Source organism: Seonamhaeicola sp. ABD4_175, from assembly GCF_056160885.1.
This window is the reverse complement of sequence record NZ_JBSWYC010000003.1, coordinates 366,256-391,629: the sequence shown is the minus strand read 5'-3', so window position 1 is coordinate 391,629 and position 25,374 is coordinate 366,256. Positions and strand designations below refer to the sequence as shown.

General features: G+C 32.3%; 22 protein-coding genes. 3 read left to right on the top strand and 19 right to left on the bottom strand.

Annotated elements, in window-relative coordinates; all coding sequences use genetic code 11:
* Positions 1–2: 2 nt before the first annotated feature.
* Genes ACXAG4_RS11540 through ACXAG4_RS11530 form a run of 3 tightly spaced genes read right to left on the bottom strand, consistent with a single transcriptional unit; the run spans position 3 to position 3,098 of the window.
* Positions 3–1,409 (bottom strand): four-carbon acid sugar kinase family protein, encoded by a 1,407-nt coding sequence (locus ACXAG4_RS11540; RefSeq protein WP_475296229.1) that lies wholly within the window; start codon positions 1,407–1,409, stop codon positions 3–5.
* Positions 1,410–2,042, bottom strand: a complete 633-nt coding sequence (locus tag ACXAG4_RS11535) for a cyclase family protein (RefSeq protein WP_475296228.1) — start codon at positions 2,040–2,042, stop codon at positions 1,410–1,412. It abuts the gene before it with no gap.
* 6 nt (positions 2,043–2,048) lie between these two features.
* Positions 2,049–3,098 carry a tartrate dehydrogenase gene (locus ACXAG4_RS11530; protein ID WP_475296227.1) on the bottom strand — a complete coding sequence of 350 codons (1,050 nt, stop codon included), beginning with the start codon at positions 3,096–3,098 and terminating at the stop codon, positions 2,049–2,051.
* Between the two features lie 187 nt (positions 3,099–3,285).
* On the opposite strand from ACXAG4_RS11530, the gene ACXAG4_RS11525 reads away from it, so the two are divergent.
* Together ACXAG4_RS11525 and ACXAG4_RS11520 are read left to right on the top strand one after the other, a co-directional pair.
* Complete coding sequence (locus ACXAG4_RS11525) at positions 3,286–4,311, top strand: LacI family DNA-binding transcriptional regulator (RefSeq protein ID WP_475296226.1); 1,026 nt, start codon at positions 3,286–3,288, stop codon at positions 4,309–4,311.
* Positions 4,312–4,396: 85 nt separating this feature from the next.
* Positions 4,397–6,763, top strand: coding sequence for a glycoside hydrolase family 3 N-terminal domain-containing protein (locus ACXAG4_RS11520; protein ID WP_475296225.1), 2,367 nt, complete (start codon positions 4,397–4,399; stop codon positions 6,761–6,763).
* A gap of 98 nt (positions 6,764–6,861) precedes the next feature.
* Here the strand turns inward: ACXAG4_RS11520 and ACXAG4_RS11515 are convergent, their stop codons facing one another.
* The 7 genes from ACXAG4_RS11515 to ACXAG4_RS11485 form a co-directional block, all read right to left on the bottom strand.
* Positions 6,862–7,986, bottom strand: coding sequence for a serine hydrolase domain-containing protein (locus tag ACXAG4_RS11515; protein ID WP_475296224.1), 1,125 nt, complete (start codon positions 7,984–7,986; stop codon positions 6,862–6,864).
* Between the two features lie 36 nt (positions 7,987–8,022).
* Positions 8,023–8,667 (bottom strand): hypothetical protein, encoded by a 645-nt coding sequence (locus ACXAG4_RS11510; protein ID WP_475296223.1) that lies wholly within the window; start codon positions 8,665–8,667, stop codon positions 8,023–8,025.
* Positions 8,668–8,869: 202 nt separating this feature from the next.
* The gene (locus tag ACXAG4_RS11505) at positions 8,870–9,487 is read right to left on the bottom strand and encodes a CatB-related O-acetyltransferase (RefSeq protein ID WP_475296222.1); all 618 of its coding nucleotides are present in this window, start codon (positions 9,485–9,487) and stop codon (positions 8,870–8,872) included.
* Positions 9,484–10,350: an SDR family oxidoreductase gene (locus ACXAG4_RS11500; RefSeq protein ID WP_475296221.1), complete on the bottom strand. Its 867-nt coding sequence runs from the start codon at positions 10,348–10,350 to the stop codon at positions 9,484–9,486. Before ACXAG4_RS11500 ends, ACXAG4_RS11505 begins: the two co-directional genes overlap by 4 nt.
* A 9-nt stretch (positions 10,351–10,359) precedes the next feature.
* Positions 10,360–11,442 carry a serine hydrolase domain-containing protein gene (locus tag ACXAG4_RS11495; protein WP_475296220.1) on the bottom strand — a complete coding sequence of 361 codons (1,083 nt, stop codon included), beginning with the start codon at positions 11,440–11,442 and terminating at the stop codon, positions 10,360–10,362.
* A gap of 101 nt (positions 11,443–11,543) precedes the next feature.
* Positions 11,544–12,065: a helix-turn-helix domain-containing protein gene (locus ACXAG4_RS11490; RefSeq protein ID WP_475296219.1), complete on the bottom strand. Its 522-nt coding sequence runs from the start codon at positions 12,063–12,065 to the stop codon at positions 11,544–11,546.
* 17 nt (positions 12,066–12,082) lie between these two features.
* The gene (locus tag ACXAG4_RS11485; protein ID WP_475296218.1) at positions 12,083–13,285 is read right to left on the bottom strand and encodes a hypothetical protein; all 1,203 of its coding nucleotides are present in this window, start codon (positions 13,283–13,285) and stop codon (positions 12,083–12,085) included.
* A gap of 185 nt (positions 13,286–13,470) precedes the next feature.
* Between ACXAG4_RS11485 and ACXAG4_RS11480 the strand changes: the two genes are divergently transcribed.
* Positions 13,471–14,103 carry a transglutaminase-like domain-containing protein gene (locus ACXAG4_RS11480; RefSeq protein ID WP_475296217.1) on the top strand — a complete coding sequence of 211 codons (633 nt, stop codon included), beginning with the start codon at positions 13,471–13,473 and terminating at the stop codon, positions 14,101–14,103.
* 192 nt (positions 14,104–14,295) lie between these two features.
* On the opposite strand, the gene ACXAG4_RS11475 is transcribed toward ACXAG4_RS11480, so the two are convergent.
* The 9 genes from ACXAG4_RS11475 to ACXAG4_RS11435 all read right to left on the bottom strand — a co-directional run bounded on the left by ACXAG4_RS11475 (position 14,296) and on the right by ACXAG4_RS11435 (position 25,356).
* On the bottom strand, positions 14,296–14,937 hold the full coding sequence (locus ACXAG4_RS11475; RefSeq protein WP_054851354.1) for a DUF6266 family protein: 642 nt from the start codon (positions 14,935–14,937) through the stop codon (positions 14,296–14,298).
* Between the two features lie 125 nt (positions 14,938–15,062).
* Positions 15,063–15,605, bottom strand: coding sequence for a DUF6943 family protein (locus ACXAG4_RS11470; RefSeq protein WP_462859441.1), 543 nt, complete (start codon positions 15,603–15,605; stop codon positions 15,063–15,065).
* Between the two features lie 132 nt (positions 15,606–15,737).
* Positions 15,738–16,034 carry a helix-turn-helix domain-containing protein gene (locus tag ACXAG4_RS11465; protein ID WP_111126185.1) on the bottom strand — a complete coding sequence of 99 codons (297 nt, stop codon included), beginning with the start codon at positions 16,032–16,034 and terminating at the stop codon, positions 15,738–15,740.
* Between the two features lie 840 nt (positions 16,035–16,874).
* Positions 16,875–17,369 (bottom strand): heavy-metal-associated domain-containing protein, encoded by a 495-nt coding sequence (locus ACXAG4_RS11460; RefSeq protein ID WP_051881039.1) that lies wholly within the window; start codon positions 17,367–17,369, stop codon positions 16,875–16,877.
* A 32-nt stretch (positions 17,370–17,401) separates the two neighbouring features.
* Complete coding sequence (locus tag ACXAG4_RS11455) at positions 17,402–19,174, bottom strand: efflux RND transporter periplasmic adaptor subunit (RefSeq protein ID WP_475296216.1); 1,773 nt, start codon at positions 19,172–19,174, stop codon at positions 17,402–17,404.
* Positions 19,164–19,655, bottom strand: a complete 492-nt coding sequence (locus ACXAG4_RS11450; protein ID WP_238673321.1) for a DUF305 domain-containing protein — start codon at positions 19,653–19,655, stop codon at positions 19,164–19,166. Before ACXAG4_RS11450 ends, ACXAG4_RS11455 begins: the two co-directional genes overlap by 11 nt.
* A 26-nt stretch (positions 19,656–19,681) precedes the next feature.
* On the bottom strand, positions 19,682–20,413 hold the full coding sequence (locus ACXAG4_RS11445; protein ID WP_279301686.1) for a heavy-metal-associated domain-containing protein: 732 nt from the start codon (positions 20,411–20,413) through the stop codon (positions 19,682–19,684).
* A 3-nt stretch (positions 20,414–20,416) separates the two neighbouring features.
* Entirely contained in the window at positions 20,417–21,652 is a 1,236-nt protein-coding gene (locus tag ACXAG4_RS11440) for a TolC family protein (protein WP_475296215.1), read from the bottom strand.
* Positions 21,652–25,356, bottom strand: coding sequence for an efflux RND transporter permease subunit (locus ACXAG4_RS11435; protein WP_475296214.1), 3,705 nt, complete (start codon positions 25,354–25,356; stop codon positions 21,652–21,654). The genes ACXAG4_RS11440 and ACXAG4_RS11435 overlap by 1 nt, the downstream gene beginning before the upstream one ends.
* Positions 25,357–25,374: the final 18 nt, after the last annotated feature.

Here is a 25,374-nt window from a genome sequence, read left to right as displayed (position 1 = left end):
ATTTAGTTTAATTTAGTTATTACGTCTTTTAAAGTTTGTATGGTACCAACGTTACCTGGAAAAACAACGTAAGGTAAGTTGGGGAATTTAGTTTGGTTGTTCATTTGCCAAACAGGAATACCTGCTTGAATTTGCCCAATTACTTTTGAGCGTTTCATTTTTAAGCCTTTTGTGGCCAAATCATGTGATGTAATACCGCCTTTGGCTATTAAATATTTGGGTTGGGTGGTTAATCCTTCAACTATTTTTACCAATGCATTTGAAATTGCTGCCGCAATATTTATTGTTGCTGTTTCACTGTTTCCTGTTACTAATTTTCTACTTGTAAAAACAATACAATTTTTTCCAGATTTTAAAACGCCATCCAATTTATTTACAAACAGTTGTAGATATGTTTTATAATTTTCACTTAAAACCTGTTCTACATCAACTTCAAAGGTGGTGGTTGCATCAAAAAGTTGTAATGCTTCTTTGAGTTGATCTGATGATTTTTTTACATAAGAACCTACAACGGTTAATCCGCCAACATTTATTTTTGAGGTGGTTAATAAATCTTCAGCAGATAATAAGTTTTGAGGTGTTTGTCCGATATACGACGGTACAAATGAACTTGATGTTCTGTAAATTATTTGCTTTCCGTTTTCTTGAGCTATAAGTAATGCGTTTGATACTTTATCTAAATCATGATAATTAACACTATTAAAAATGCAATAGCAGTTTTTAGGCAAACTTAAAATAGCTGCTGCTAATTCTTTAGTGTTTTTAATTCTAATATCTTCTAAAGAAAAAGAAATTACGCTAGACGCTTTAATACGTCCTTCAGATTTTTCTTCTATATATTCTTTAAGATTTGCTTTTGAATATTTAAACGAATGATCTTGTGCAAATGGTGTGTTATTAACAGGTGTTAAAACATCATTATCTAAAATATAATGTGTATCATTAACCGTTACACGATTACCTTCAAACATAACAGGTAAAAACACTGTAATGGCATCTTGTAATTTTAAATGTGATTTTAAAGTTGAAGGTTCCAACGGGAAATGGCCACGTAATGTAGAATCACTTCTACTAATAATTGTGAATTCACGTTTTGTAATTTCAGAAGCTTTTAAGATGTTTTGAGCAATTTCAGTATACACCCTTTTAGTTTCTTTAGCTGATAAACTTCTAGAATTAGTTAATACAAAAAACACAGGTGTGCCTTTTGTGAATTCTTCAATAAAAACCGTTTCGTTCCAAGTGGTTAGCAACGGAATGTTGTAAACGGTTTGGTTACCCGTTGGATCATCATCAATTACAATACAAGCCTTATTTAGTTTGTTGAATAGTTGTTGGTTTAAGCTTCTGTAATTGGTGGTTTCAGGCTTTGGTAATGTAGCTAATATGTTAGTAAAAGAAATGTTCATTTAATATTTTTCAATAGCTATAACTCTTGCGGGTGCACCATCGCCTCCTTCAATTTTAAGTGGTAAAGCAATAAGCTCTACGCAGTTGGTTGTTAATTGGTTAAGATTGGTTAAGCCTTCAACAATTACAACACTTTGTAATAATATTTTATGAATTTTTGTTACTTCATCAATGTTATTTACATCGGCAACAGATGGCGGTTCAACACCAAGTATTTTAACTTTATTATCCACACACCAATGCGCTAAATTTTCACTAATTCGTGGTAATTCATCACGGTATTTAGGTGTGTTTACAAATTGAGACCATCCTGTTTTAAAAACTAAGCTATCTCCTTTTTCAAAAGCTTTGAGTATGTTTTCAGGAATATGAAATACTTCAATTACACCTTTTGCACCTACATGTGCTACATCAATTACCCATGCTTTCCCAACAAAGTTTTTTACTGGTATTGCATCAATTGTTTGCTCACTTACATTAAAATGAACGGGCGCATCCATGTGTGTACCACAATGCGAATAAAATGTAAGCGTGCTTGCATTCCAGCCATCATTTTTAACAGTTTTAGCAGTTTGTTTTGAAAAACCACTAAAACTGTTGGAGTATGTTAATGTAAGATCTACAATATTCATGGATGATTATAAATTTTTAATAACAGCATCGGCCACATCAGAAGTACTAGCATTTCCTCCTAAATCTACCGTTAAAACGCCAGAAGATGTTGTTTTATCAATAGCTTCCATAATACTATTGGCAGCTTCGGTTTCGCCTAAATGATTTAACATTATTGCGGCAGACCAAATTTGACCGTAAGGGTTTGCAATATTTTTACCAGCAATATCTGGTGCAGAACCATGAATAGGCTCAAACATTGATGGAAATTCTTTTTCCGGATTAATATTTCCACTACCACCTAAACCAAGGCTTCCCATTACAGCACCACCTAAATCACTTAAAATATCACCAAATAAATTGGTTGTTAAAACCACGTCAAAAATTTCTGGTTTTAAAACAAACATAGCCGTAGAGTTATCAATATACATTTGTTCGTGCTCTACATCTGGGTATTGCTGTGCTACTTCTTTAATAACTCTATCCCAATAACTTAAACTATTAATTAAAGTGTTAGATTTTGTAATATGGGTTACTTTATTACGTCTTGTACGTGCTAATTTAAATGCGTAATGCGCAACACGTTCAATGCCTTTTCTTGTAAATACACTGGTATCTGTACCCATACCGTTGGCTTCATCTGGTAAATATTGTCCGCCCATTTGCACAAATTCACCTTCTGTATTTTCTCTAACAATAACAAAGTCTATATGCTTGTCGGTTCTTAATGGGCGCTGCACACCAGGATACGTTCTAACTGGCCTGTAATTAACATATTGATTGAAACCTGTACGTACTTTAAATGTATAATCTTTAGCAGGTAAAGTGTCGTCAACTTCGGGTAAACCAACTGAGCCAAAATATACGGCATCAAAAGCTTTAAGAGTTTCTAAACCGTTTGCTGGCATAAACTCGTTATTTTTTAAGTAATAACCAGCGCCCCAATCAAACGTTTCAGTATTAATTGAAAAACCATGTTTTTTTGCTACGGCGTTTATAACGCGTAATCCTTCAGGCACAATTTCTTTACCTATACCATCACCTGGAACAACCGCTATTTTGTAATTTTTACTCATTTAATTTTAATTTTTCTTTTGCGCAAATTATTGCGCTAAGTTAGTTGTTTTATCTAATTTGTTTTCAAAAATAGAAAAAAAACATAATAAAACATGATAAAAACACATTTTTTACTAAAAAATATGCGCAAATTATTGCATAAATAAATTTTAGTTTTAATTTTGAAAACTATTTAAATTCAATATTTTGAAAAAGAAAGCTACATTACAAGACATTGCAAAGGCCTTAAGCATATCTACTTCTACAGCATCTAGGGCGTTACAAAACAACCCTAGAATAAGTGATAGTATGCGTAAAAAAGTATTAGAAGTAGCTAATGAACTAAATTATTTTGAAACTAAGTTTCCTGAAACTATTATTCCTAGAAAATTAAATGCTATTGGTGTTATTGTGCCTAAAATAAGTTATCATTTATATGCTATGGCCATTAGCGGAATTGAAAAAGTTGCCGAAGAAAACGGTATGCACCTCATTATTTGTCAGTCTAACGAATCTTTTGAACGTGAAAAAAGTTTAACTGAAGAACTTATAGAAATTGGTGTTTCTGGTTTGATAATTTCTTTAGCCAGTGAAACAAAACAATTTGAGCACTTTTTAGAGTTGAAAAAGAAACAAATTCCACTTGTTTTTTTTAACAGACAATGTGATGAAGTTGACACCCATAAAGTTGTAATAGATAATTTTAAAGCAGCATATGATGCTACAGAACACCTAACATCAATTGGCTGTAAAAATATAGCTTTTATTGGTGGTCCGCCAATTTTACAAATTAGTAACATGAGGCAATTAGGCTATGAACAAGCTTTAAAAGACGCTAATATTATTAAAAACAACAAACTTATTGAGTATTGTAATTTTACTAAAGAAAGTAACTTAAGTGCTGCCAGAAAATTATTGTACGCTCCTACGCCGCCCGATGGCATTATTGCTTTTAGTGACCAAGTAGCTATTTCTGCAATGCTTGCAGCCAAAGAACGCGGATTAAATATTCCTGAAGATTTGGCTATTATTGGTTTTAACAATGAACCTGTGAACGAACTTTTAGAGCCTTCATTAACAAGTATAGATCAACCTGCTTACCAAATGGGCTTTGAAGCTGCTCAACTAATATTTAATAACATAAAAAATAAAGCAGATACCACTTACACGCAACGCATTTTAAAATCTGAATTAGTTATTAGAAACTCAACCAACAGAAATAAGCGTAAATAACTGTTTGATTCTTTAAAAAAAACATTTGTTGTAACCTTAGCGTTTTAGCATGCCTAATTTTGTACTTATAACACAAAAAAATACCATGCATAAATTTCTTCTTATTACAGCCATAATGTTATTAGGGGCTTGCTCCTCTAAAGGGAAAAAAGACCCATTGGCTGATATTGATATTTCTAAAATACAAATTGAAGCTAAAGTTGATTCATTAATAAAAAGTATGCCTTTAGAAGAAAAAATATCACAACTTCAAGGTATTTGGATGAAAGATTTAATGGATGGCACAAAATTATCTTTAGATTCTTGCCGAAAAAAAATTCCGCATGGTATTGGCTATTTAGCACAATTTTCGGGTAATTTAAAAACAGATCCAACAGAATTAAAAATTGCAATTGCAGATCTTCAAGATTATTTAATTAATGAAACTAAAAGTAAGATTCCTGCTATTTTTTCAGAAGAAGCCATTAGCGGGTTTTCTACTAAAGGTGCTACAACTTTGCCTCAACAAATTGGCATGGGCTGTTCTTGGAATCCTGATTTAATTGAACGTAATAGTAATAACACATCAAAATTAATGCGCAGCGTTGGGGCTACACATGTGCTGTCTCCTATGCTAGATATATGTAGAAATTCACATTGGGGAAGAATTGAAGAAAGTTTTGGTGAAGAGCCTTATTTAACTGCTAGCATGGGTTTAGCTTTTGTGAAAGGAATGCAAACTGATGATTTAACCAAGGGCGTTGCTACTACAATTAAGCATTTTGCTGGTTACGGATATAAAGGTGATTTTGATGAGAAAAACTTTTACGAAGAAACACTTTTACCACATGAAGTTGCCATAAAATTAGGTAATGCGCAAAATGCCATGGCTGGTTATCACCAAATAAAAAATATTCCTTGTTCTGCAAACCCTGAATTACTCACCACTATTTTAAGAGAAGAATTAGGTTTTAACGGCGTTGTTGTATCAGATTTTTGGTCTGTAAAACAAGTGTTTTCAAGATACAAACATGCTAAAACAGAAGCTGAAGCTGGTGTTTTAAGTTTGAAAGCTGGTTTGGATGTTGAACTGCCATTTGGCATGAGTTTTCCTTATTTAAAAAATGAAATTAATAAAGGTTCTATCTCTGTAAGCGTTATAGATAAAGCTTTAAAGCGCGTGTTAATATCAAAAGGAAATCTTGGTTTATTAGACTATAAACGACCAGAAATAAAACCTGTAGATTTAGATCCACCTACTAACCGAACTTTAGCTTACAATGCCGCATGCGAAGCCATAGTATTACTAAAAAACAATGGTATTTTACCACTTTCAAAAAACACAAAAAAAATAGCTGTTGTTGGCCCTAATGCCAATGCTGTTCAGTCTTTATTAGGTGACTACACACACCAATCTTTATCCACCTTTTTTAGATCGGAGCCTGTAGACCCAAATAGCCCTAAACTTGTTACTTTACTTGAAGGATTACAAAATACACTAGGTAATAACACCGAAATTAATTTTGAAAGAGGTTGTGATTGGACTAAAATTAACAACAAACAACCCAATGAAAAAATTGGTGATGAGCGCATTAAAAAGTTTGCATATATAGGTGTTAAAGATTTTCCTGAACCAAATACAAAACGTGCTTTAAAAATAGCTAAAGAAAGCGATGTAATTATTGCCGCTATGGGAGAACACCTCTATTTAGTTGGCGAAGGTAGAGACAGAAAAGACATTCATTTACCTGGAGAGCAAGCGGCTTTTGTTAAACAATTACAAGCTACTGGCAAACCTGTGGTTTTGGTTATTTTTGGAGGCAGACCACAAATTATAACAGAGTTAGCTCCAAAATGCGCTGCCATTATACAAGCGTGGTTTCCAGGTGAAGAAGGTGGCAACACATTATCAGATATTATTACAGGAAAGGTAAATCCGTCAGCAAAATTAACAGTTACGTACCCTAAACACAATGGGCAAGCACCTATTGTTTACAGTAAAGGTTATGATGAAAATGATATGCCCATGTACCCTTTTGGCTACGGATTAAGTTATTCGTCATTTATTTATAATAATTTAAATGCACCTGCTACGGTTTCAATAAACGATGAAACCATTCCACTAATATTCACAATAACAAATAACAGTAAATTTGATGGGGCAGAAATTGCACAATTATATGTAACACCACCAAAAGAAAATACACATTTAGAGCCTATTGAATTAAAAGGTTTTGCTAAAGTGTATTTAGAAAAAGGCGCCACAAAAACTATTAAAATTCTAGTTTCACCTCAACAATTGGCTTATTATAACAACAAAAAATGGATTATTAATCCTGGAGTATATCAATTTAAAATTGGAGCTTCTTCTTTAGATATTAAATTATCTAAAAACATTAACATTGAAGGCAAACAAGTGGTTTTAAAAACACGTGATGTTTTCTTTTCAAAAAATAAGATAACACCAAACTAACAATTATTTTCTAACTCTTAATACATATAAAACATCAATAGTTTTCGAAGATGTAATAATTTTTGAGTAACGTATTTTTAAATTATTAAGATTTTTTATTAATTCTTTTTAATTAGATTGATTACATTATTTACCAAAATCATAGCACTTTTTGAAGCTTCTAATTGATTAAAAGTCCCCGAAATATAAGTATCTAATTGCGGACAATACCATAAAAACGACGCTGTAGATCCAGAATGACCAATAAGCTGCAAGTCAGATTCTGTGTTAGTTAATTCATCAATAGACACTTGTCTTATCCCAAAACCGTATTCCATTCCTTTTGTTTCAGTTACCCAATTTTGCATGGCTAAACGTGTTTCTTTCTTTACAATTTTATCGGTATTAAAGGCTTTTAAAAATGCTATTAAATCGTGAGTGGTTGAGACTAAACCGCCTCCGCCCCAATCGGCACTTAAGCTTTTAAGAGACGATAATTCATATTGACTCGCATAAAACTTAACGATTGGAAGTTTGTTTTTTATAGAAGACGATTTTAAGTTAACATATGAACTATGTTTGTTTAAAGGTTGAAAAATATGTTGCTTAAAAAACTCATCTAACGATAAACCACTTACATTTTCAATTATCAAAGCTAAAAGCACATATTCAGTATCTGTGTAATGATAACCTTTACTAGGAACAAAATGAGGTGTCATTTTTTCTTTAGAAAATTGTATCAGTTCTCCAGTAGACCACAATTTATTGGGTTTCATTAATAGTTGATTGATGATATTCGGACTTCCGTCATTTGTTTCATCGGTGAAATAATCAGGTAAACCAGAGGTATGTTGTAATAGATTTGCTATGGTTAATTCTTCAGAATAGTTTTTACCTCCTAAAACATGAAGATTAGTAATCAATGAATCTGGTAAATATCCAGCAATCTTATCTTCAAAATTTAATTTATTCTGATCCTTTAAAATACCAATTGCTGTTGCGGTAAACATCTTGGTAATGCTAGCTGTATAAAATGGATGATTTATTGAAATAGAATCTTCTTTACTTTCAGCTAACTGAATATCGACACCACGAGATTCAGAATACACGTGTAGTATTCCACTTTTAATATTTTCCTTTTCTAATTCGGTTTTAAAGCATTGTTTAATTATAGATTCTGTTGTTTTCTGAGCAATAGCTGATAATCCAACTAAAAATATTAAACCTAGAAATAGATATTTCATAATGTTAGTTTTAGAAATTTAAGATAGTTTTAGAAATTAAATTTTTATACCAATATAAAGATTAGGTTCAAATAGAAAATAAGAATCCCATTTATTGTCGAGTTGCTTAAATGATTCTGGCGTATTAGTGTCAAAATGCCAAACATTACAATGAAATTGTGGTTCTACAAAAAACTGTTTCTTTTTACCAAAAGCAAAGTGATAACCAATATGATAGGAATTGTAGAGCTTAAATCCGTTAACTATTTTCTTGTCATTAAGATCTAAATAGGTTTTGTATAATGGCAACACTTCAACCGAAGCAAATAACCCTTTCCAAAGCATACGTTGATAAGAGATACCAATACCTGTTTCGCGTAAATAACCAGGATAAAATTCGGTTTCAGAATCTATTTTGTCTGTAAGTCCATTCCACCATTGAATTCCCATAGGTTGAAATAAGCGCCAAGTGGCGAATTTTACACCTACAATATTTTTAGCATCAAGCTCACGTTTAACGTGTAATTCAATGTGTTGTGTGTTGGTTCTTTCGCCACCTTTTCCAATATTTCCTAAAATAATTGCCGGAAAACTAACTCTGTATTTTAAATCTGTGTCATGGTTTTTTCCTTGTTTTGAAATCTGTTGAGCATAACTGTGAATTGTGAATAGTGTTAAGCAAATAATTATTAATTTTTTCATTGTGATTGATATTTAAATTGTTCGTTTTTTGATTGATTATTTGATGTGACAAAGATGAGACAGAAGTGAATGTTAATCGTCCTGAATTATGATTTCAAACCTTTTTGAAATTCAGTACTTATTATTCAATTTAAAGTATTTTGAATAAAAAAAGGCTTAACACAATTAGTGCTAAACCTTTAATTAATTTTTAAAGTTTATTTTAAAACAACGTTTCAGGATGCAACGTGAGTTTATCTATATGTTTAGTGATTTTTTCAATCTCCCAATCCCACCATTTAAGTTCCAATAATTTAGAAATGATATCGTCAGAAAAACGCTTTTTAATTAATTTTGCGGGATTGCCACCAGCAATAGTGTAAGGAGCAACATCTTTCGTTACTACTGCTTTTGTGGCTATAATAGCGCCATCACCAATGGCTACACCAGGCATAATGGTAGCATCGTGACCAATCCACACATCATTACCAATTATAGTATTCCCTTTGGTTGGATAGCTTTTGCCATCCATTGCATGTTGCCATGCACCACCAAAAATGGCAAAAGGGTAAGCAGATGTGGCTTCGGTTAAATGATTACCACCATTCATAATAAAAGTTGCGCCAGAAGCAATCATGCAAAACTTACCAATGATGAGTTTATCACCTATAAAATCAAAATGATATTTGACGCTTTTTTCAAAGTTAGAAACATCTTCAAAATCGTCGTAATAGGTGTAGTCACCAACTTCAATATTAGGATTGTTAATGTAGTTTTTCAAAAAACATAACTTATCATAATTAGCTAACGGAAAAACGGTATTTGGATCTGGTATGTTCATATCTCTAGTGTATTAGCTTCTTCTCTAAAATAGTCTTTTAAATGGTGTTTACCATAGGTTGGTGCGATATTATCGTCTGCCATTAAAGTTAGGAAAAACTCAATTGGTCCATAGGTTTTAACGCTGGTAAATGTTCTTAACGTCCAAATAGTGAATCGCCTTAAACAATCTGGTAAATGTGTAATTTTAATTGGCTTGTTTAATGATGATAATGCTAGTTTACTAATATCATTAAGGCTCAAAACATCAGGACCGCCTATGGTTATTGTTTTGTTGTAATCGCTCAAATTCTCAATAATTGCATTAGCTAAATCTTCACCATGAATTGGATTAAATTTTTGATTTCCAGATCCAAATAAATATACACGACCTGATTTTGCCATTTGCAAAAAGTCTTTCATATCTGAGAAAAAACCGTTAGGTCTAACAATGGTATAATTTAATCCTGATGCTTTTAAAGCATCAACAAACGTTTCTTTTGCTTCAAAAATTTTCAAATGTCGATGTTTATCACCATTAATAGCAGAAACGTAAACAAAGTGATTTACACCAGACTTTTTAGCTTCTTCAAGTACATTCATATTTGCTTGATAATCGACATCCATATACGTTAAACCATCCTTTTGCCTAGTAATGCCAACGGTTGAAATAACCGTATCTATCCCTTTACAAATGTCTCTTAAGGTTTCGGGTTTGGTAACTTCGGCTTGCTTAATTTCCAGATAGTTTTCATTAGGATTATCTATCTGATTTGGCTTACGGACAATAGCAACCACCTGGTTTTGTTTTTCTATTAAAACCTTTAATAAATGCCTACCGAGATAACCAGTAGCACCTGCCAATAAAATGTTGGTATGTTGCATGGTTGTATTTTATTGGTTAAACTCGTTTGTTAATAGTTGTTCAATAATGGTATTACGTTGTGTGCCAGTATCATCTTGCTTATTGCTTAATAGCACAATTGTAGCATCGTATTCTGGTATAAAGCCTATCATAGTCCAATACCCATCTATATCTCCTCCATGCCAATAAAGTGTAGTGTTGCCTTCTTGTGTTGTAAACCAACCTAAACCAAAATCTACATAACCACTTGGCACATCTTGAGCAAATATGTCTTCTTTTTCGGCAGCTGTAAACCAGTTTGTTTTTACAGCATTTGTCCAAGTTTCCATGTCTTTTGGTGTGCTACTAAAATCACCAGCACCAAACGCTAAATTCATCGGGTAAACACTGTTTGCATTACCATTGTTGTAGCCTTCGGCATGTGTATTTTGGTCAATGATATCTGTACCTCTGTATGTGTTTGTCATTTGCAAAGGATTAAAAATATTCTGCTGAATGTACTCGTGGTAAGACATATTTGTAAGTTCTTCAACCAACAACGCCGCGATAAGGTAGTTAGAATTACTGTATTGTTTCCCTGCACCAGGTGTAAAGTTGAGTCCGTTTTCTGTAATTAGTTCCATAATAACTTCATAGATGTCTTCTTCATCTAGAATTTCACCTTGTGCTGCAGCGTCTTCAACGACAAATTGATAATCTGGAATACCTGATTGGTGCGATAACAGTTGTGCAATACTAATTTGATTTCCGTTTGGAAACTCAGGATCAAATTCGTTTAACGTTTGGTTGTAATTAGAAATATAACCATCGCGTTTTAGCTGAATAATTGCAGCTGCAGTTAAGGTTTTAGATACCGAACCAATGCGGTAAGCTAATTCGTAATCTTGAGGAAGTGCTGTGTTTTTATTAGCTAAACCAAAACCTTGTCGGACTAAATCGCTTCCATTTTTTGTGATAATGGCATAACCTTGAAAGTTGATATCGGTTAATAAATTTTCAGCGGTTGTGTAATTAATGGAAGCTGTGTTGTTGTCATCATCTGTAGAACATGATGTAAAAAGCATTACAATAGCTATTATAAATGCGACTAATAATTTGTGTAAAATTTTCATAACTGTTCGTTTTTAATTGATTGTTTGATACTGCAAAATTGAAGTATAAACAGTTATGAGTCGTGCTAAATTATAATCTGAAACGAACTGATTATAATTTACTACAAATTCTGCTTCATCCAAACTCTAGGTGTAATGCCTTCAGCTTTTTTGAAGTATGTATTAAATACGCTTTTTGAATTAAAACCACTATCAAAAGCCAACCCAAGAATAGTAAGATGAGAATTTTTAGGATCTAAGGCTATAGTTTTGAAATGATTAAGACGAAAGTAGTTTATAAAATCATTAAAATTCTTATTGAATTCAGTATTAAGTAACCAAGACAATTTATTAGGATGTAAATCAATACTTTCACCTAGTTCTTTTAATGAAAGATTTGGGTTTAAAAATGGTTTATTGTTTTTTATAAAATTCTCTAAAATCAACTTATATTCCTTAATCTCAGAATCATTAAAAGGTTTTGAAATTTCTCTTTCAATTTTATTTATAACTTCTTTGTGTTCTGAGAAAGATTCTGAAGAAATAATTTGTTTTGTTATTGATTGGAAGCGCTTGTTTTCTCTCAAAGAATCTAAAAAAGGATCTAATTGAAAGTTAACTAATTGACCTACTTTTAATTTCATTTTATCTTCAAAAACATCTAGTGCTTTTTCTGATTACCATAATGTATCAGTAAATAAAAATGCCAAGGATATATATTTTTAAAACTTTCATCTATATCAATAGTAGCAATGTTAATAGGTCTTTTTATTTGCTTTTTATTAATCAAACTAAATAACGCTTTGCAAATTTCAGGATTATTTAGTTGTGGCATTACAGCTATAAAATTTTCAAATTTTGAAACGTCGTTTAAAAATATATAACATGCTAATTTAGTTTCAATTGCTAAACTAAAATTTGGATCTATTCTTAAACATTCATTTAAATGTAAAATAGATTCGTTATACATTTTTTTTAGAAAATAAATATTTCCTTTAGTAAAATGATGATTAGGTGATAATGGACTAATTTCTATAGCCTTATTAATATTTAGCAAGGCTTTTTCTAACTGATTAGTAGCCATATATATTTCGGCAATACCCTCATAAGCTATAGCATAGTTTGGGTTTTTATGTAATGTTTCTTTTAATAAATTTATGCCATTAGTGTAATTCCATTGGTTCCAAAAACTTAATGAGGATTGTGAAAAATATGCTAAATAAGATGATGAATTAATTTTTAAGCCTTTATTTAAATAATTTTTAGCTAATCTTTCTCCTTCTGTTTTATCTATAAATCCCCAACTAGATAAAATACCATAGGATCTACTTAATGCAAAGTAAGCATCATAAAAATTTGTATCAACTGCTATACTTTTTTTATAATAATCTATTGCTTTAAGATAATCTTCTAAAACCCAATTAAGTTGATAAGCTCTACCTTTTAAATATAATTTATAAGCATAAATATTTTTAGTTCCAATTATAGAGATATGATTATGTATATGTAAGTGTCCAAAGTTTTCCCTAATCTGTTCTGCTATAATTAAACTTATTTCATCTTGAAGTTCAAAAATATGGTCTAATTTTCTATCAAAATTTTGTGACCAAATTTGAAATCCATCATTTGTTCGTATTAACTGGGTATTAATGCGGATTCTATCTTTAAATATTCTAATACTACCTTCTAAGATGGTTGCTACACTTAATTGACTACCAATATGTCTAACATCAATGCTTTTGTTTTTAAAAGCAAAAGAAGAAGTCCTAGCAATTACTTTTAGACCTTTAATTTTGGTTAAAGCATTAATAATTTCTTCTGTAATTCCGTCACAAAAGTAATCGTTATCAATATCATTACTCATATTGACAAAAGGTAGAACAGCTATGGATTTTTTGTTTATCTGCACTAAATTTGAAAAGTTATTTAATAATAAAAATATGAATTAATTTATAACAAATACAAAAGGAAATGATATTGTAGAAAACTTGAAATGTACTTTACAATAATATAATGTAATGTTTTACGTAAAATTTGTAATTTTAATTTATGATTTACACAGCAAACACGTACTATTTTGATTATGAAAACCCTGTTATAAAAAATATAACAAAAGAGTTTGAGCATTTACATTCTAAACAAAAAATTATTGAGCGTTTATATATAAAAATACGTGACAATTGGCGTTATACACCTTTTAATATTGGCTTAACTAAAACACATTTTAAAGCTAGTAATATTGCCAAAAAAAATCATGGACATTGTATTGATAAGGCTATTTTATATATTGCTTGTTTACGCTCATTTAATATTCCTGCCCGCCTACATTTAGCTAAAGTATCAAACCACATAGCTACTGAACGTTTAGAAAAAATAATTGGTACTAATGAATTAGCACCACATGGGTTAGTTGATGTTTTTTACAACGAAAAATGGGTAAAATGTTCACCAGCATTCAATATAGAGCTTTGTAAAATTTACAATGTTGATGTTTTAGATTTTGATGGTACTCATGATGCCGTTTTACAAGAATATAATAAAGATGACCATAAATTCATGACATATTTAGAAGATTACGGCCATTTTGAAGATGTCCCTTTCATTTTTATCAAAGAAACATTTCAAAAAAATTACCCAGAATTATATGAGCAATTTAAAGATAAAAATGAAATGTTACTTTAAGACAATACTACTTCCCGATACAATATTTAACTATCCTTATGTCTATTGACGTTAAGGCATTTGGGCAACAAATAGGGTGCAAAAAATACATAAAAAGAATAAATAAAGAGTAAACATCAATAAATTGAGCTACTAATATAGCACAAAAAAAACCGCTCGATTAGAGCGGTTTCCAAATAAAAACACCAAGCATTAATTAGCTGTACCAGAGCCTAAATAAATACTGTTTGATACTTGACTACCATCAGCAGTAATAAACGCCATAAATAACTCTACCGTATCTCCTGCATAAGTTGTTGGGATTGAAACAATTTGAGAACCTACTGTTCTGTCTGCTCCATCAAGTAAAGAAATAGATTCCTTTTTTGAGGGATTGTAAACCAACAACATCGCTTTATCAGTTGCATTTGCGTTACCTTCGGCAGAGTTATCATCCCACCCAAAAGTTACTTCTCCAGCAGTTGCTAAATCAGTCGTCGGGTTTAACGCACCAGATAAACCTCCGCGACTTACTAAAGCGTTTGGATAGTCAACAACAAAGTTAGGTTCTGTACCTGTAATCGCATTATTCAACACATACGACATTGCAGCATTAAATTCTGTTTTCTTAACTGCTAATCCTTTATACCCTAACTTAATAAAAGGCTTTACAGCCTGTAAAAATTCTAAAGTGGCAGTAAACTTTGTTCTTTGGTTTACTTGACCAACAGTTCTTGGATTGGCTACACTTGAGGGTTTAATTCTAATGTAATCAATTCCTTTCCAGCTTCCACCGATAACGTTTCCAACCTTACCTGAAAGCCCTCCTAAAATACCTTGGGAAATTTTACCCATAACATAAATAATTTAAATGAAACTTATTTTTCTTCGGACTTGGTACGGACTTAACACGAAGTTGTACCTTCCGACTGAATATATGGCAAGTTTTATGCTATTCGTTAGATATGGATTTTGTTGCTTTAGATTGCTTCTTTTTGCATTTTAGAAAATAAACTTTGAATGTATGACACTTTCAAATCTGCCATTTTTGAAATGACTTTTTGAAGTTCGTCTTCTTTTTTACTAATCGCTGACACTATATTAATATGCTTTTGCAATTGAAATTCGTTATTTATTAATGATATAAAACTATTTTTTAGAGTATTTCTGCAATCATCTCTTGAAATAAATGGAATAACACTTCCTTTTAAATAGTAAGCATAAAACCCGCCTATTTGCAACATCATAGATAAGTTAAAAAGTGTGTGTTTTACCTCTTCTGTTGTAGTAGTGACAACGAAACAGTTAGCACAGGATTTTAAGAGTGGTTTTCCGCTGTTTAGCCCTTTGTTTAGTATAAAAAAATGAGGGTTTGAGTAAGCTTTTCCGACTTGGTGTGTTTTTAGTTCAAAAGTTGACATAGCTATCCAATTTAAAATTGCTTCGCTACGCTTCGCGCCATTATTTTTTTTTGAAAAGAAAAAAGATAGCCATAGTTGTTGTGGCGTGGGTAAGGCTGTCAAGGTTTTTGGATAAAAGTTTTTTTATTGAATGACTAAATCAAAAAAAAAGGTATTGAAAAAAGTTTTATTCAAAACCCGTAGGGCTTGACCTTTATAGCCTTGCGCGTTGGCTGTGGTAGCCACATATATTTGCTACCTTTTTTTATTTATTGACTGTTCTTCTAAAACATCTAAAATATCTTGTTTTTTATATAAGATTCTGTTGCCCATACGAATTGGATTTAAAATACCGTGTTTATTCCAAGAATGTATTGTTACCAAACTGATTCTTAAATATTCGGCTACTTCTTGTCTTGTTAGTAATTCATCATTTTTTGATTTTGATAGTTCTTTAAGGTAATCTTCAATTTTAAACAATAATTTATCTGCTACCTTATCCGCTAATTCATCAACTGTGACTTCTGTAATTTGGATTGTTTTTGTAATCATATTGAAATGTATTTAATTTATTGAACAACACTTTTTGGGGCATAAACTCTTAAAAAAATAGGTTACATCCAATTTGAGCGTGGGGTGAAGCGTTTGTATGGGTAGCGTTTTAAATATTTGTTTGATAAAACAGCATTTAAACAAGCTACTTATACAGGACTTTTAGGCAATAGCTTTTTGTTTTTTTGAGGCACGAGAAAAAGCAATATGCTATGGGGTATTACTACACTTTATAAACCTATTTTTTTATAACCGCTGACTTGGGTGGTGGGGAAAAGTGGACTTTTATATTTGTTAACGAAATGAAACAAACAAAGACTTGAGGTAAGGAATACTTGGACTTAACGATGGTTTTGTGCAGCTTGAATGAGGTAACGAATATTATTATCAATTAACGGAAACCTTAAAATGTTCAAATGTTTAATGTTAGTTCAAAATGTGGTTTAATGTACGGAAGTGCGCGTTGGAATAGCGGATATTTTACATAATACCAGTTATAGCTACAAAATGCATTAATACTGCGATAGCAAACCTTTGAAAAGTGCCGTTTGCTACTATAACTTGTATTATGTAACATAGCTTGGGTGAGTTTAGGGTTTTATGATAAAATAATAACAGAATAGCTTTTTGCAGTTTGGTTTGATTTTATGAAAACCAAAGCTGTAATATGCTATTACCTTAAAGACAAAAAAACGCTAAACTTGTTAGGTGAGCGGAACAACACAAAAGACAGAGGATTTTGAACTTTCGTCAGGCTCAAGACAAGGCAAGCGAAAAAACTGGGTTTTGGGTTGTGGGGAATAAAAAAGAGCCTTCCGAAAAAGACTCTTTCATTATTGCTTAATGGTCGTGATTTGAATGGTCATCACTTTCTTCTTCACCAGATTGATTCATCATCATTTCGTGGTCGTATTTACAACAACCTGGTAAACCATCATATGCTTCTTCATCACCTGCTACTTTTTCGGTATCATATCCTGAAGCTGCGATTGCTTTATGGATTGCCATTGCATCGGTTTTTGTATCATCAAAAGACACATCAATCTTCTTTTTATCGACATCCCAATTAGCACTTGCAACACCTTCAACACCGTTAGCTGCTTTTTCGATAGTGTTTTTACACATTCCGCAATTTCCTCTTACACCAAAAGACAGGTCTGTCATTGCCATATCTTTTGACATTTCAGTAGTTGTGGTTTCTGTTTCTTTTTTGGTTTCGTTTTTACAACTTGTTAAACCTAATGCTGCTATTACAGCTACACTTAAAATTACTTTTTTACTCACGTCGATTACATTTTTGTTTTTGTGTTCGTGATTTTTCTTTGAAAAATTCATTGTTTAAAATTTAATTGTTATTACTTGATTTATTATTCTATTACTTGTTTTACTTCACCACAGGTTAGCATTGCTTCGCCAAAGTATGGATTGATTACTTTTTCTTCTTTGCTTAACCAATAAGTACCATTATTGTTATCTGCCATAGGGCAAAATTCTACATATACCTTTTCTTTTACACCAAATATTTGAACCGCTTTAATTAAATGTGAAGACAAGTGTTTAAAGTGATTTCTTTGGGTTTTAATGTCTTGTGAACCGGCTATTGAAGTTGTAGAAGATTTTATCTCATCTATTAATGACATCCAATGATTGTGTGCTTCATCTTTAAGCAATTTCATATCTATCTTACCCAAATTTGATAGTAAAGTAGTTGCATTTTTTGAACTACCTTTTGAGTCTTCTTTTACTAAAGCATCTTTTAAATTGATGTAATCATAGTATACCTCTTTTAATTGCTCTTGAAATTTCCCTGACACTTTTAAGCGTTCATTCATATAAGTATGGTCGCTTTCATTTTTTAAATTATTATCCATACCTAAATGACCTTCGTGACCTGTCATTGTTTTACCACCTTGCTTATTCATCATTGATTTTTTGCCTTGTAGTTGTGCAGCAGCATCTACAGTAAATGTTCCGTTAGTTACGATTTCATTTCCAACAAATAATCCTTCTAAAACTTCATATTCATTACCAATTTGATTCCCTAAAACAACTTCACGCATTTCAAAAACGGTTTGGTCTGGATTGGTTTTTAAATAGACAACAGAACGTTCACCTGTCCAAAGTACAGCAGATGCTGGGATTGTTAATACCTCATCATTACTTCTTGAAACTCGTTCAATATTGGCGGTTACAAACATTCCTGGTTTAAATACATCGTTTTTATTATTAAGCACCACACGTAAGGTTACTGTTCTTGTTTTGGTATTTAATATTGGTTCAATGAAATCGACTTTCCCTTTAAATTCCTTATTAGCATAAGCGTTTGTAGTCACTAAAACTTCTTGTCCCTTTTTAAATAAATCGATTTGATTTTCATATACATCAAAGTTTGCCCAAACCGTATTGAGATTTGCAATTTTAAGCAATGGTTGACCTTGTTTGATGTAGTCGCCTTGTTCTACTAATTTTTCGGTAACTGTACCTGAAACGGTTGCATAAACTGGAAAGTTTTCTTTTATTTTTTGAGTTTCTTCAATCTGATTGATTTGATGTTCAGATAGCTTCCATAACTTCAATTTATTACGAACCGCTTTGTACAATGCAGGTTGTGATTCCTTTAAAGACGATGCTGTAATTAACTCTTGTTGTGCTGCATACAATTCTGGCGAATAAATGGTTGCTAGTAATTGACCTTTACGGACTTCTTCTCCTGTAAAACTGATATTCAAACGTTCTATTCTACCCGAAAAATAACTGACTTGTACTGCATTAGCTTCTTCATTTTCAGCAATTTTACCAGATAATTTAAGGGTGTTGCCATCAACATTTCCTTTGCCTACAACAGTTGTTTGAATATTGGCTAAAGCCATCGCATTTTCGGTTAATTTGAATTGGTCTGCTAACAGGCCATCACTTCCACTTTCGGCAGGAATTAAATCCATTCCACAAATAGGACAATCACCTGGTTCTGGTTGCATAATTTGTGGATGCATTGAACAGGTCCACATTTGATTGGTTTCTGAAACTTCATTGTGATTATGTTCTGTCTCCTCGTTTGATGAACTACCAAAAAGTAACCAACCCAAAAGCAAACCTACTGCGAGTAATCCTATGTATATGACCGTTTTATTATTTTTCATTCTGTAAACGATTTATCATTACTTTCATTTCTTCTATCTCCTTCTTCTGTGCTTTAATAATATCCTCTGCCAACTTCTTGACTTCTGGGTCTTTTATGTCTGCTCTTTCACTTGTTAATATTGCTATGGAATGATGTGGTATCATAGCTTTCATCCATAGAACATCTCCAACAGTTGATTTTTGGTCACGTACTAATCCTAAAGCAATTGCAAATAGTGCAATACTACCTATGACTATACCCATATTTTTCTTTTTATTCTTGTACATATTTTTCATAAAAAAGAACATAATCAAAGCCATTGTGGCAATACCCAAACAAACCATATAAAAACGTGTGAGACTAAACCATACGTGGTCAAATTCATAGGTGTTTAAATACATTGTGATATACATTGCTATGAATGATGAGCCTAACATTAAAAAAAACTTCGTGTAATTACTCATTCCATTTTCGTTGTTTTTGTGTTCTTGCGTGTTCATATTTTTAAAATTTTAGTGGTTATTATTTAATTTATTAGCATTAATACTGCCATTACAATCATAATGGCATTCTCAATAAAAGTGGCTTCTGTCATAGGAAGTTTCAGAGCTGTACCTAAACAAGCACATCTAATCGATTTTTTATCCAATAATGTTTTAGTAACTCCAACAGTTGTAATACCTAAAACAACAAGTGTTATTATTAAAGCAATTTCTACTTTAAAGCGCATTAAAAACATTAATCCTAAAGCTGTTTCGATAAAAGGATATACCCAACCATAAGCAGGGACTCGTTTTGCTAATGGGTCGTACATTTTAAATGATTCTGGAAAGCCTTTTAAATCTAACATTTTGAAAAAGCTAAACACGATGTAGAATAAGCCCATAAAATCGAGCATAAAAGCACTCCAACTCCAATCTTTATAATGCAATAATACACTTGCGGTTGCTATATAAAAGATGATTAGTAGTAAGGGCTTTAATTGCTGTAGTTTGCTTTTTTCTTCTTCCATTGGCATTGCCGACATACTTGAAGAAGCAAACACATTCTTTTCTTTCTTTTCAGATAGTGTATATTTTTCAGATAACGCTTTTTTCAGTGTTTCTGTAGCAACGTGGCTACTCATTGTAACTTCAGCTTCTCCTTTTTCGAGATTAACTTCAACATTAGTAACATTGTCAATGCTTTCTAAACTTTTTTCTACAGAAGCTTTGCAACTGCCACAGGTCATTCCTGTTATTTTATATGTATGTGTCATTTTTTATTGAATTAGATAATTAATAATAGTACTCTGTAAATAATAACCCTTAACCGATTCTATTTGATTGATTTGAAACTTTAATTGTAATTCCTGAATATCCAAAACATCATTAAAATCAATCGTGCCAGTTTCATAGCTTTTGATAAGAATTTGTTCTGCATCTTTAGCTTGTTTCAGGTTCTTTATTGCTGTTTTATGACTTATTCTTGCTGAAATTCGGTCGTTTATAGCTTTATCTAACACGGTTTTTAAACTGTTTAAACGCTCTTGTTTTTGATAATTAATTTCTTGCTGTTCCAATTCGTTTTGTTTGGAAATAGACTTGTATTTCTTATTGAAAATTGGGATTGATACCGATACCATAGGCATTACAATATCTTTACCGTTATCCGAGAAATTCATATCTGGCCTTTCGGAAACATTGATATAATCTAACCCAAAACCAATCATTGGACTGCTTTCTTTTTGATTCAATAATTCTGATTGCTCTATGGATTGATAGAGTTTATCAAATTTTAGTAATTCAGGATGTAATACTAATTTTTCAAAAGTAATATCAAAGTCTTCAGAAGGTATCATTAAACTATCTACCACATTCACGGTAACATCATTACCTCTATTCAATAGATTATTGAAGTTAGTTTGTTCTGCTAAAAATTGTTGTTGCAACACATCTTTGAGTTGTTGCATTTCGTTTTGACGCATTTGTAAACGCAATACATCAACCGCTGATGCTTTACCAACCTCAACAGAAGTCAAAGCCATTGTTTCATAAGTTTCTAACAGATTGATATTCTCTGTTAATACCTTTTGTTTTGCTTTATTAGCATATAGTCTATAATAAGATTGTGAAACTGAAGACATTAGTTTTCGCTTCGCAATTACAATATCTTCATATTTAGCATTCGCTAACGAACTCACATAATTTTCTCTTGACGTAATTGTACCAAACCACGGTAACATTTGTTTAGCCGATACTTTAAAGCGTTGTGCTCCTGTTCGTGTTTCTGGTTCACTTACAAAATAACCAACTCCAAATTCGGTATTAGGAATAGTATTAACCTCATTTACTTTTTCTGAAACCCTTTTGTATTGCAATTCAAATTTTTGAATTTCAGGATTGTTATCTAATGCTTCATTAATGAGCACATCTAATTGTTGCGCATTTCCTTTGAGAACAAAGATTAAAAAACAAAGAAAAATGACTGACTTTATGTGTGATTTTATATGTTTCATTATACTGTTCTTTTAAGTTTAACTTCTGATTTCCAACTATATAAAACAGGGACTACAAATAGTGTTATTAAAGCGATTAACATTCCACCAAAACTTGGTATTGCCATAGGTATCATAATATCACTACCTCTTCCTGTAGATGTTAATACTGGTAATAATGCCAATATGGTAGTAGCAGTTGTCATTAAACAAGGTCTAATACGTTTTTCTCCTGCTTCTACTACTGATGCTCTGATTTCTTTTTTATTTTCTGGTGTATTTCTATCAAATGTTTGTGTTAAATAAGTTGCCATTACAACTCCATCATCGGTTGCGATACCAAATAGTGCAATAAACCCAACCCAAACCGCTACACTTAAATTAATGGGGTGCATTTGAAATAAATCGCGCAGATTTTCACCAAAGACATTGAAGTTTAAGAACCAATCTTGACCATAGAGCCATATCATTACAAAACCACCAGCAAAAGCAACTGCAATACCTGTGAATACCATTAGTGATGTCCCTACTGAACGAAATTGGAAATACAGAATTAAGAAAATGATTGCCAACGCTAAAGGCACAACAACCGACAAGGTTTTTTCTGCTCTTAATTGGTTTTCATACGTTCCCGTAAATTGGTAGTTGATACCTTTTGGGACTACCAATTCGCCACTATCTATCTTTTCTTGAATTAAGGTTTGTGCATTTTCTACCACATTGACTTCTGCAAAACCATCCATTTTATCAAATAACACATAGCCAACTAAAAAAGTGTCTTCACTTTTAATTACTTGTGGACCTTGTTCATATTTTATAGTCGCTAATTCACTTAAAGGAATAGGGCTTCCTTTTTCAACAGGCACATAGATTTGTTTTAAATCGGTTGGATTTGCTCTTAATTCTCTTGGGTAACGAACTCTAACACCATAACGCTCACGACCTTCTACTGTCTGTGTTAATACCATACCACCAACAGCCACTTTCAAAACATTTTGAACTTCCTCAATGGTTACGCCATAACGAGCAATTTTCTCTCTATCAATATCAATTAACAAATAGGGTTTACCTACAATACGGTCTGCAAAAACAGCTTCATCTTTTACACCTTCAGCTTGTTTTAAAATATCTTCTAATCGCATTCCAAACGCTTCAATCTGCTTTAAATCTTGCCCTTTTATTTTAATACCCATTGGTGCTCGCATTCCTGTTTGCAACATTACCAATCGGGTTTCAATAGGTTGTAGCTTTGGTGCAGACGTTACGCCTGGTAATTTGGTCACTTTTACAATTTCGTTCCAAATATCATCTGGTGATTGTATTTCAGGTCTCCAATTTCGATAGAACTCTCCATTATTGTCTGGAATGAGTTGAGACCTTTCGACTGTGCTCAAGGTGACATTTTCTGTATTATTTGGATTTGCGATAAATCGACCATCTTTTAATTCAAACAAGCCATCATTATTCACTTTGTAGCGTTGACGTTCTCGGTTTTCATTCAGCATATATTCTGACTTATACTGAATAACATTTTCATACATTGATAGTGGTGCTGGGTCTAATGCAGATTCTGTACGACCTGCTTTTCCAACTACAGTTTCGATTTCAGGAATACTGGCAACTGCCATATCTAACTGCTGTAAAACACGCTTATTTTCTTCTACACCAGAATGTGGCATAGAAGTAGGCATCAATAAAAAAGAACCTTCATTTAACGATGGCATAAATTCTTTGCCTGTGTTTTTCATAATGAAAAAACCAGCAATGACAATTGCAGTTGGAATTGAAAGAAATAGTAATTTATTATCTAAACACCATCTTAAAATTCGAGTATAATACCTGATAAACAATGAGAAAACACCCAATAAGCCAAAGCAAATGACACTCACAAAAATGAGGTTCCAGAAGATACTTTTATCAACTCCTAAAGGTCTCCAATATTCCGCTAACAGAAATACTATTGCTGTTGCACATATTATGATATTAATTAAGTTGGATTGTTTTTCGGTTATTTTGTTTTGAGTACTTAACAATGCTGTAATACCAAAAGCTATCAAAATCAATCCTAACCAATACCCATAGACTATGGCTACGATTCCCAATGCTATTAAAACGCCATTTAAAACATATTTAAAAGTGTTTTTAATGGATTTCTTTCGGAATAAGAATGCAGCAAAAGGCGGAATTAAAAATAACGCTACAATAATGGATGCTGTTAATGCAAAAGTCTTTGTAAAGGCTAATGGTCTGAATAGTTTTCCTTCTGCTCCAATCATTGTAAATACAGGAATGAAACTAATAATGGTGGTCATTACTGCGGTTACGATTGCACCAGACACTTCAGCTGTTGCATTGTAAACTACCGTGTTAATGGATTGTGTACCATCATCTTCATCTAAATGCCGAATTATATTTTCTGATAATATAACACCAACATCGACCATTGTACCAATAGCAATAGCAATACCTGACAAGGCGACTATATTGGCATCGACACCAAATAGCTTCATCGCTATAAATACCATTAATACTGCTACTGGTAATAGTCCAGAAATTAGTACTGAAGCTCGAAGATTAAACACCATAATAATAATGACAAGAATGGTAATTAAGATTTCTAAAGTCAATGCTTCATTTAGAGTCCCTAAAGTTTCTTGTATCAGTTCTGTTCTGTCATAAAATGGGACTATTGTTACTTGGGAAGTTCTACCATCCGCCAATACTTTTGAAGGTAATCCTGCACTTAATTCATTAATCTTCTCTTTCACATTATTGATGACTTCCATTGGGTTAGCACCATAACGAGCCACAACTACAGCACCAACAACTTCAGCACCTTCCTTATCTAATAATCCACGTCTTGTTGCAGGACCTAATGAAACTTTACCTATATCCTTTATTCTAATTGAAGTATAATCTTCTGAAGTGACTACTGCATTTTCAATGTCTGAAATGGATTTAACATAACCCAAACCACGAACTAAATATTCTGCTTGATTAATTTCCAAAGTCTGTGCGCCAATATCCTTATTACTTTCTTTTACAGCTTTAACAATATGATGTAACCCAATGTTATATTGACGCATTAGTTCTGGGTTTACATCCACTTGGTACTCTTGAACATAACCACCAATTGATGCAACTTCAGAAACACCGCTTGCAGAGGACAAGGCATATTTAACATAGTAATCTTGAATACTACGTAATTCGTGTAAATCCCAACCACCTGTTACATTACCGTTCTCATCACGACCTTCAAGTGTGTACCAAAATATTTGTCCTAATCCTGTGGCATCTGGACCTAACGCTGGATTAACACCTTCAGGCAATAAACCACTTGGTAATGAATTGAGTTTTTCGAGAATACGACTTCTACTCCAGTAAAACTCTATGTCTTCTTCAAAAATGATATAGATACTTGAAAAGCCAAACATAGACGAGCTGCGTATGGTTTTTACTCCAGGAATACCCAACAATGATGTGGTTAATGGATAAGTAATTTGATCTTCAATATCTTGTGGTGAACGACCGTCCCATTTCGTAAATACAATTTGTTGGTTTTCACCTATATCTGGAATTGCATCTACAGCTACAGGATTACTTGGTAAAAAACCTGTATCCCAATTAAATGGTGCATTAACAGTTCCCCATCCTACGAAAAGGACGAGTAGCAGAACTGCTACGAGTTTGTTTTCTATTAAAAATTTGATGCTTTTATTGAGCATTGGCTTTGATTATTAAAC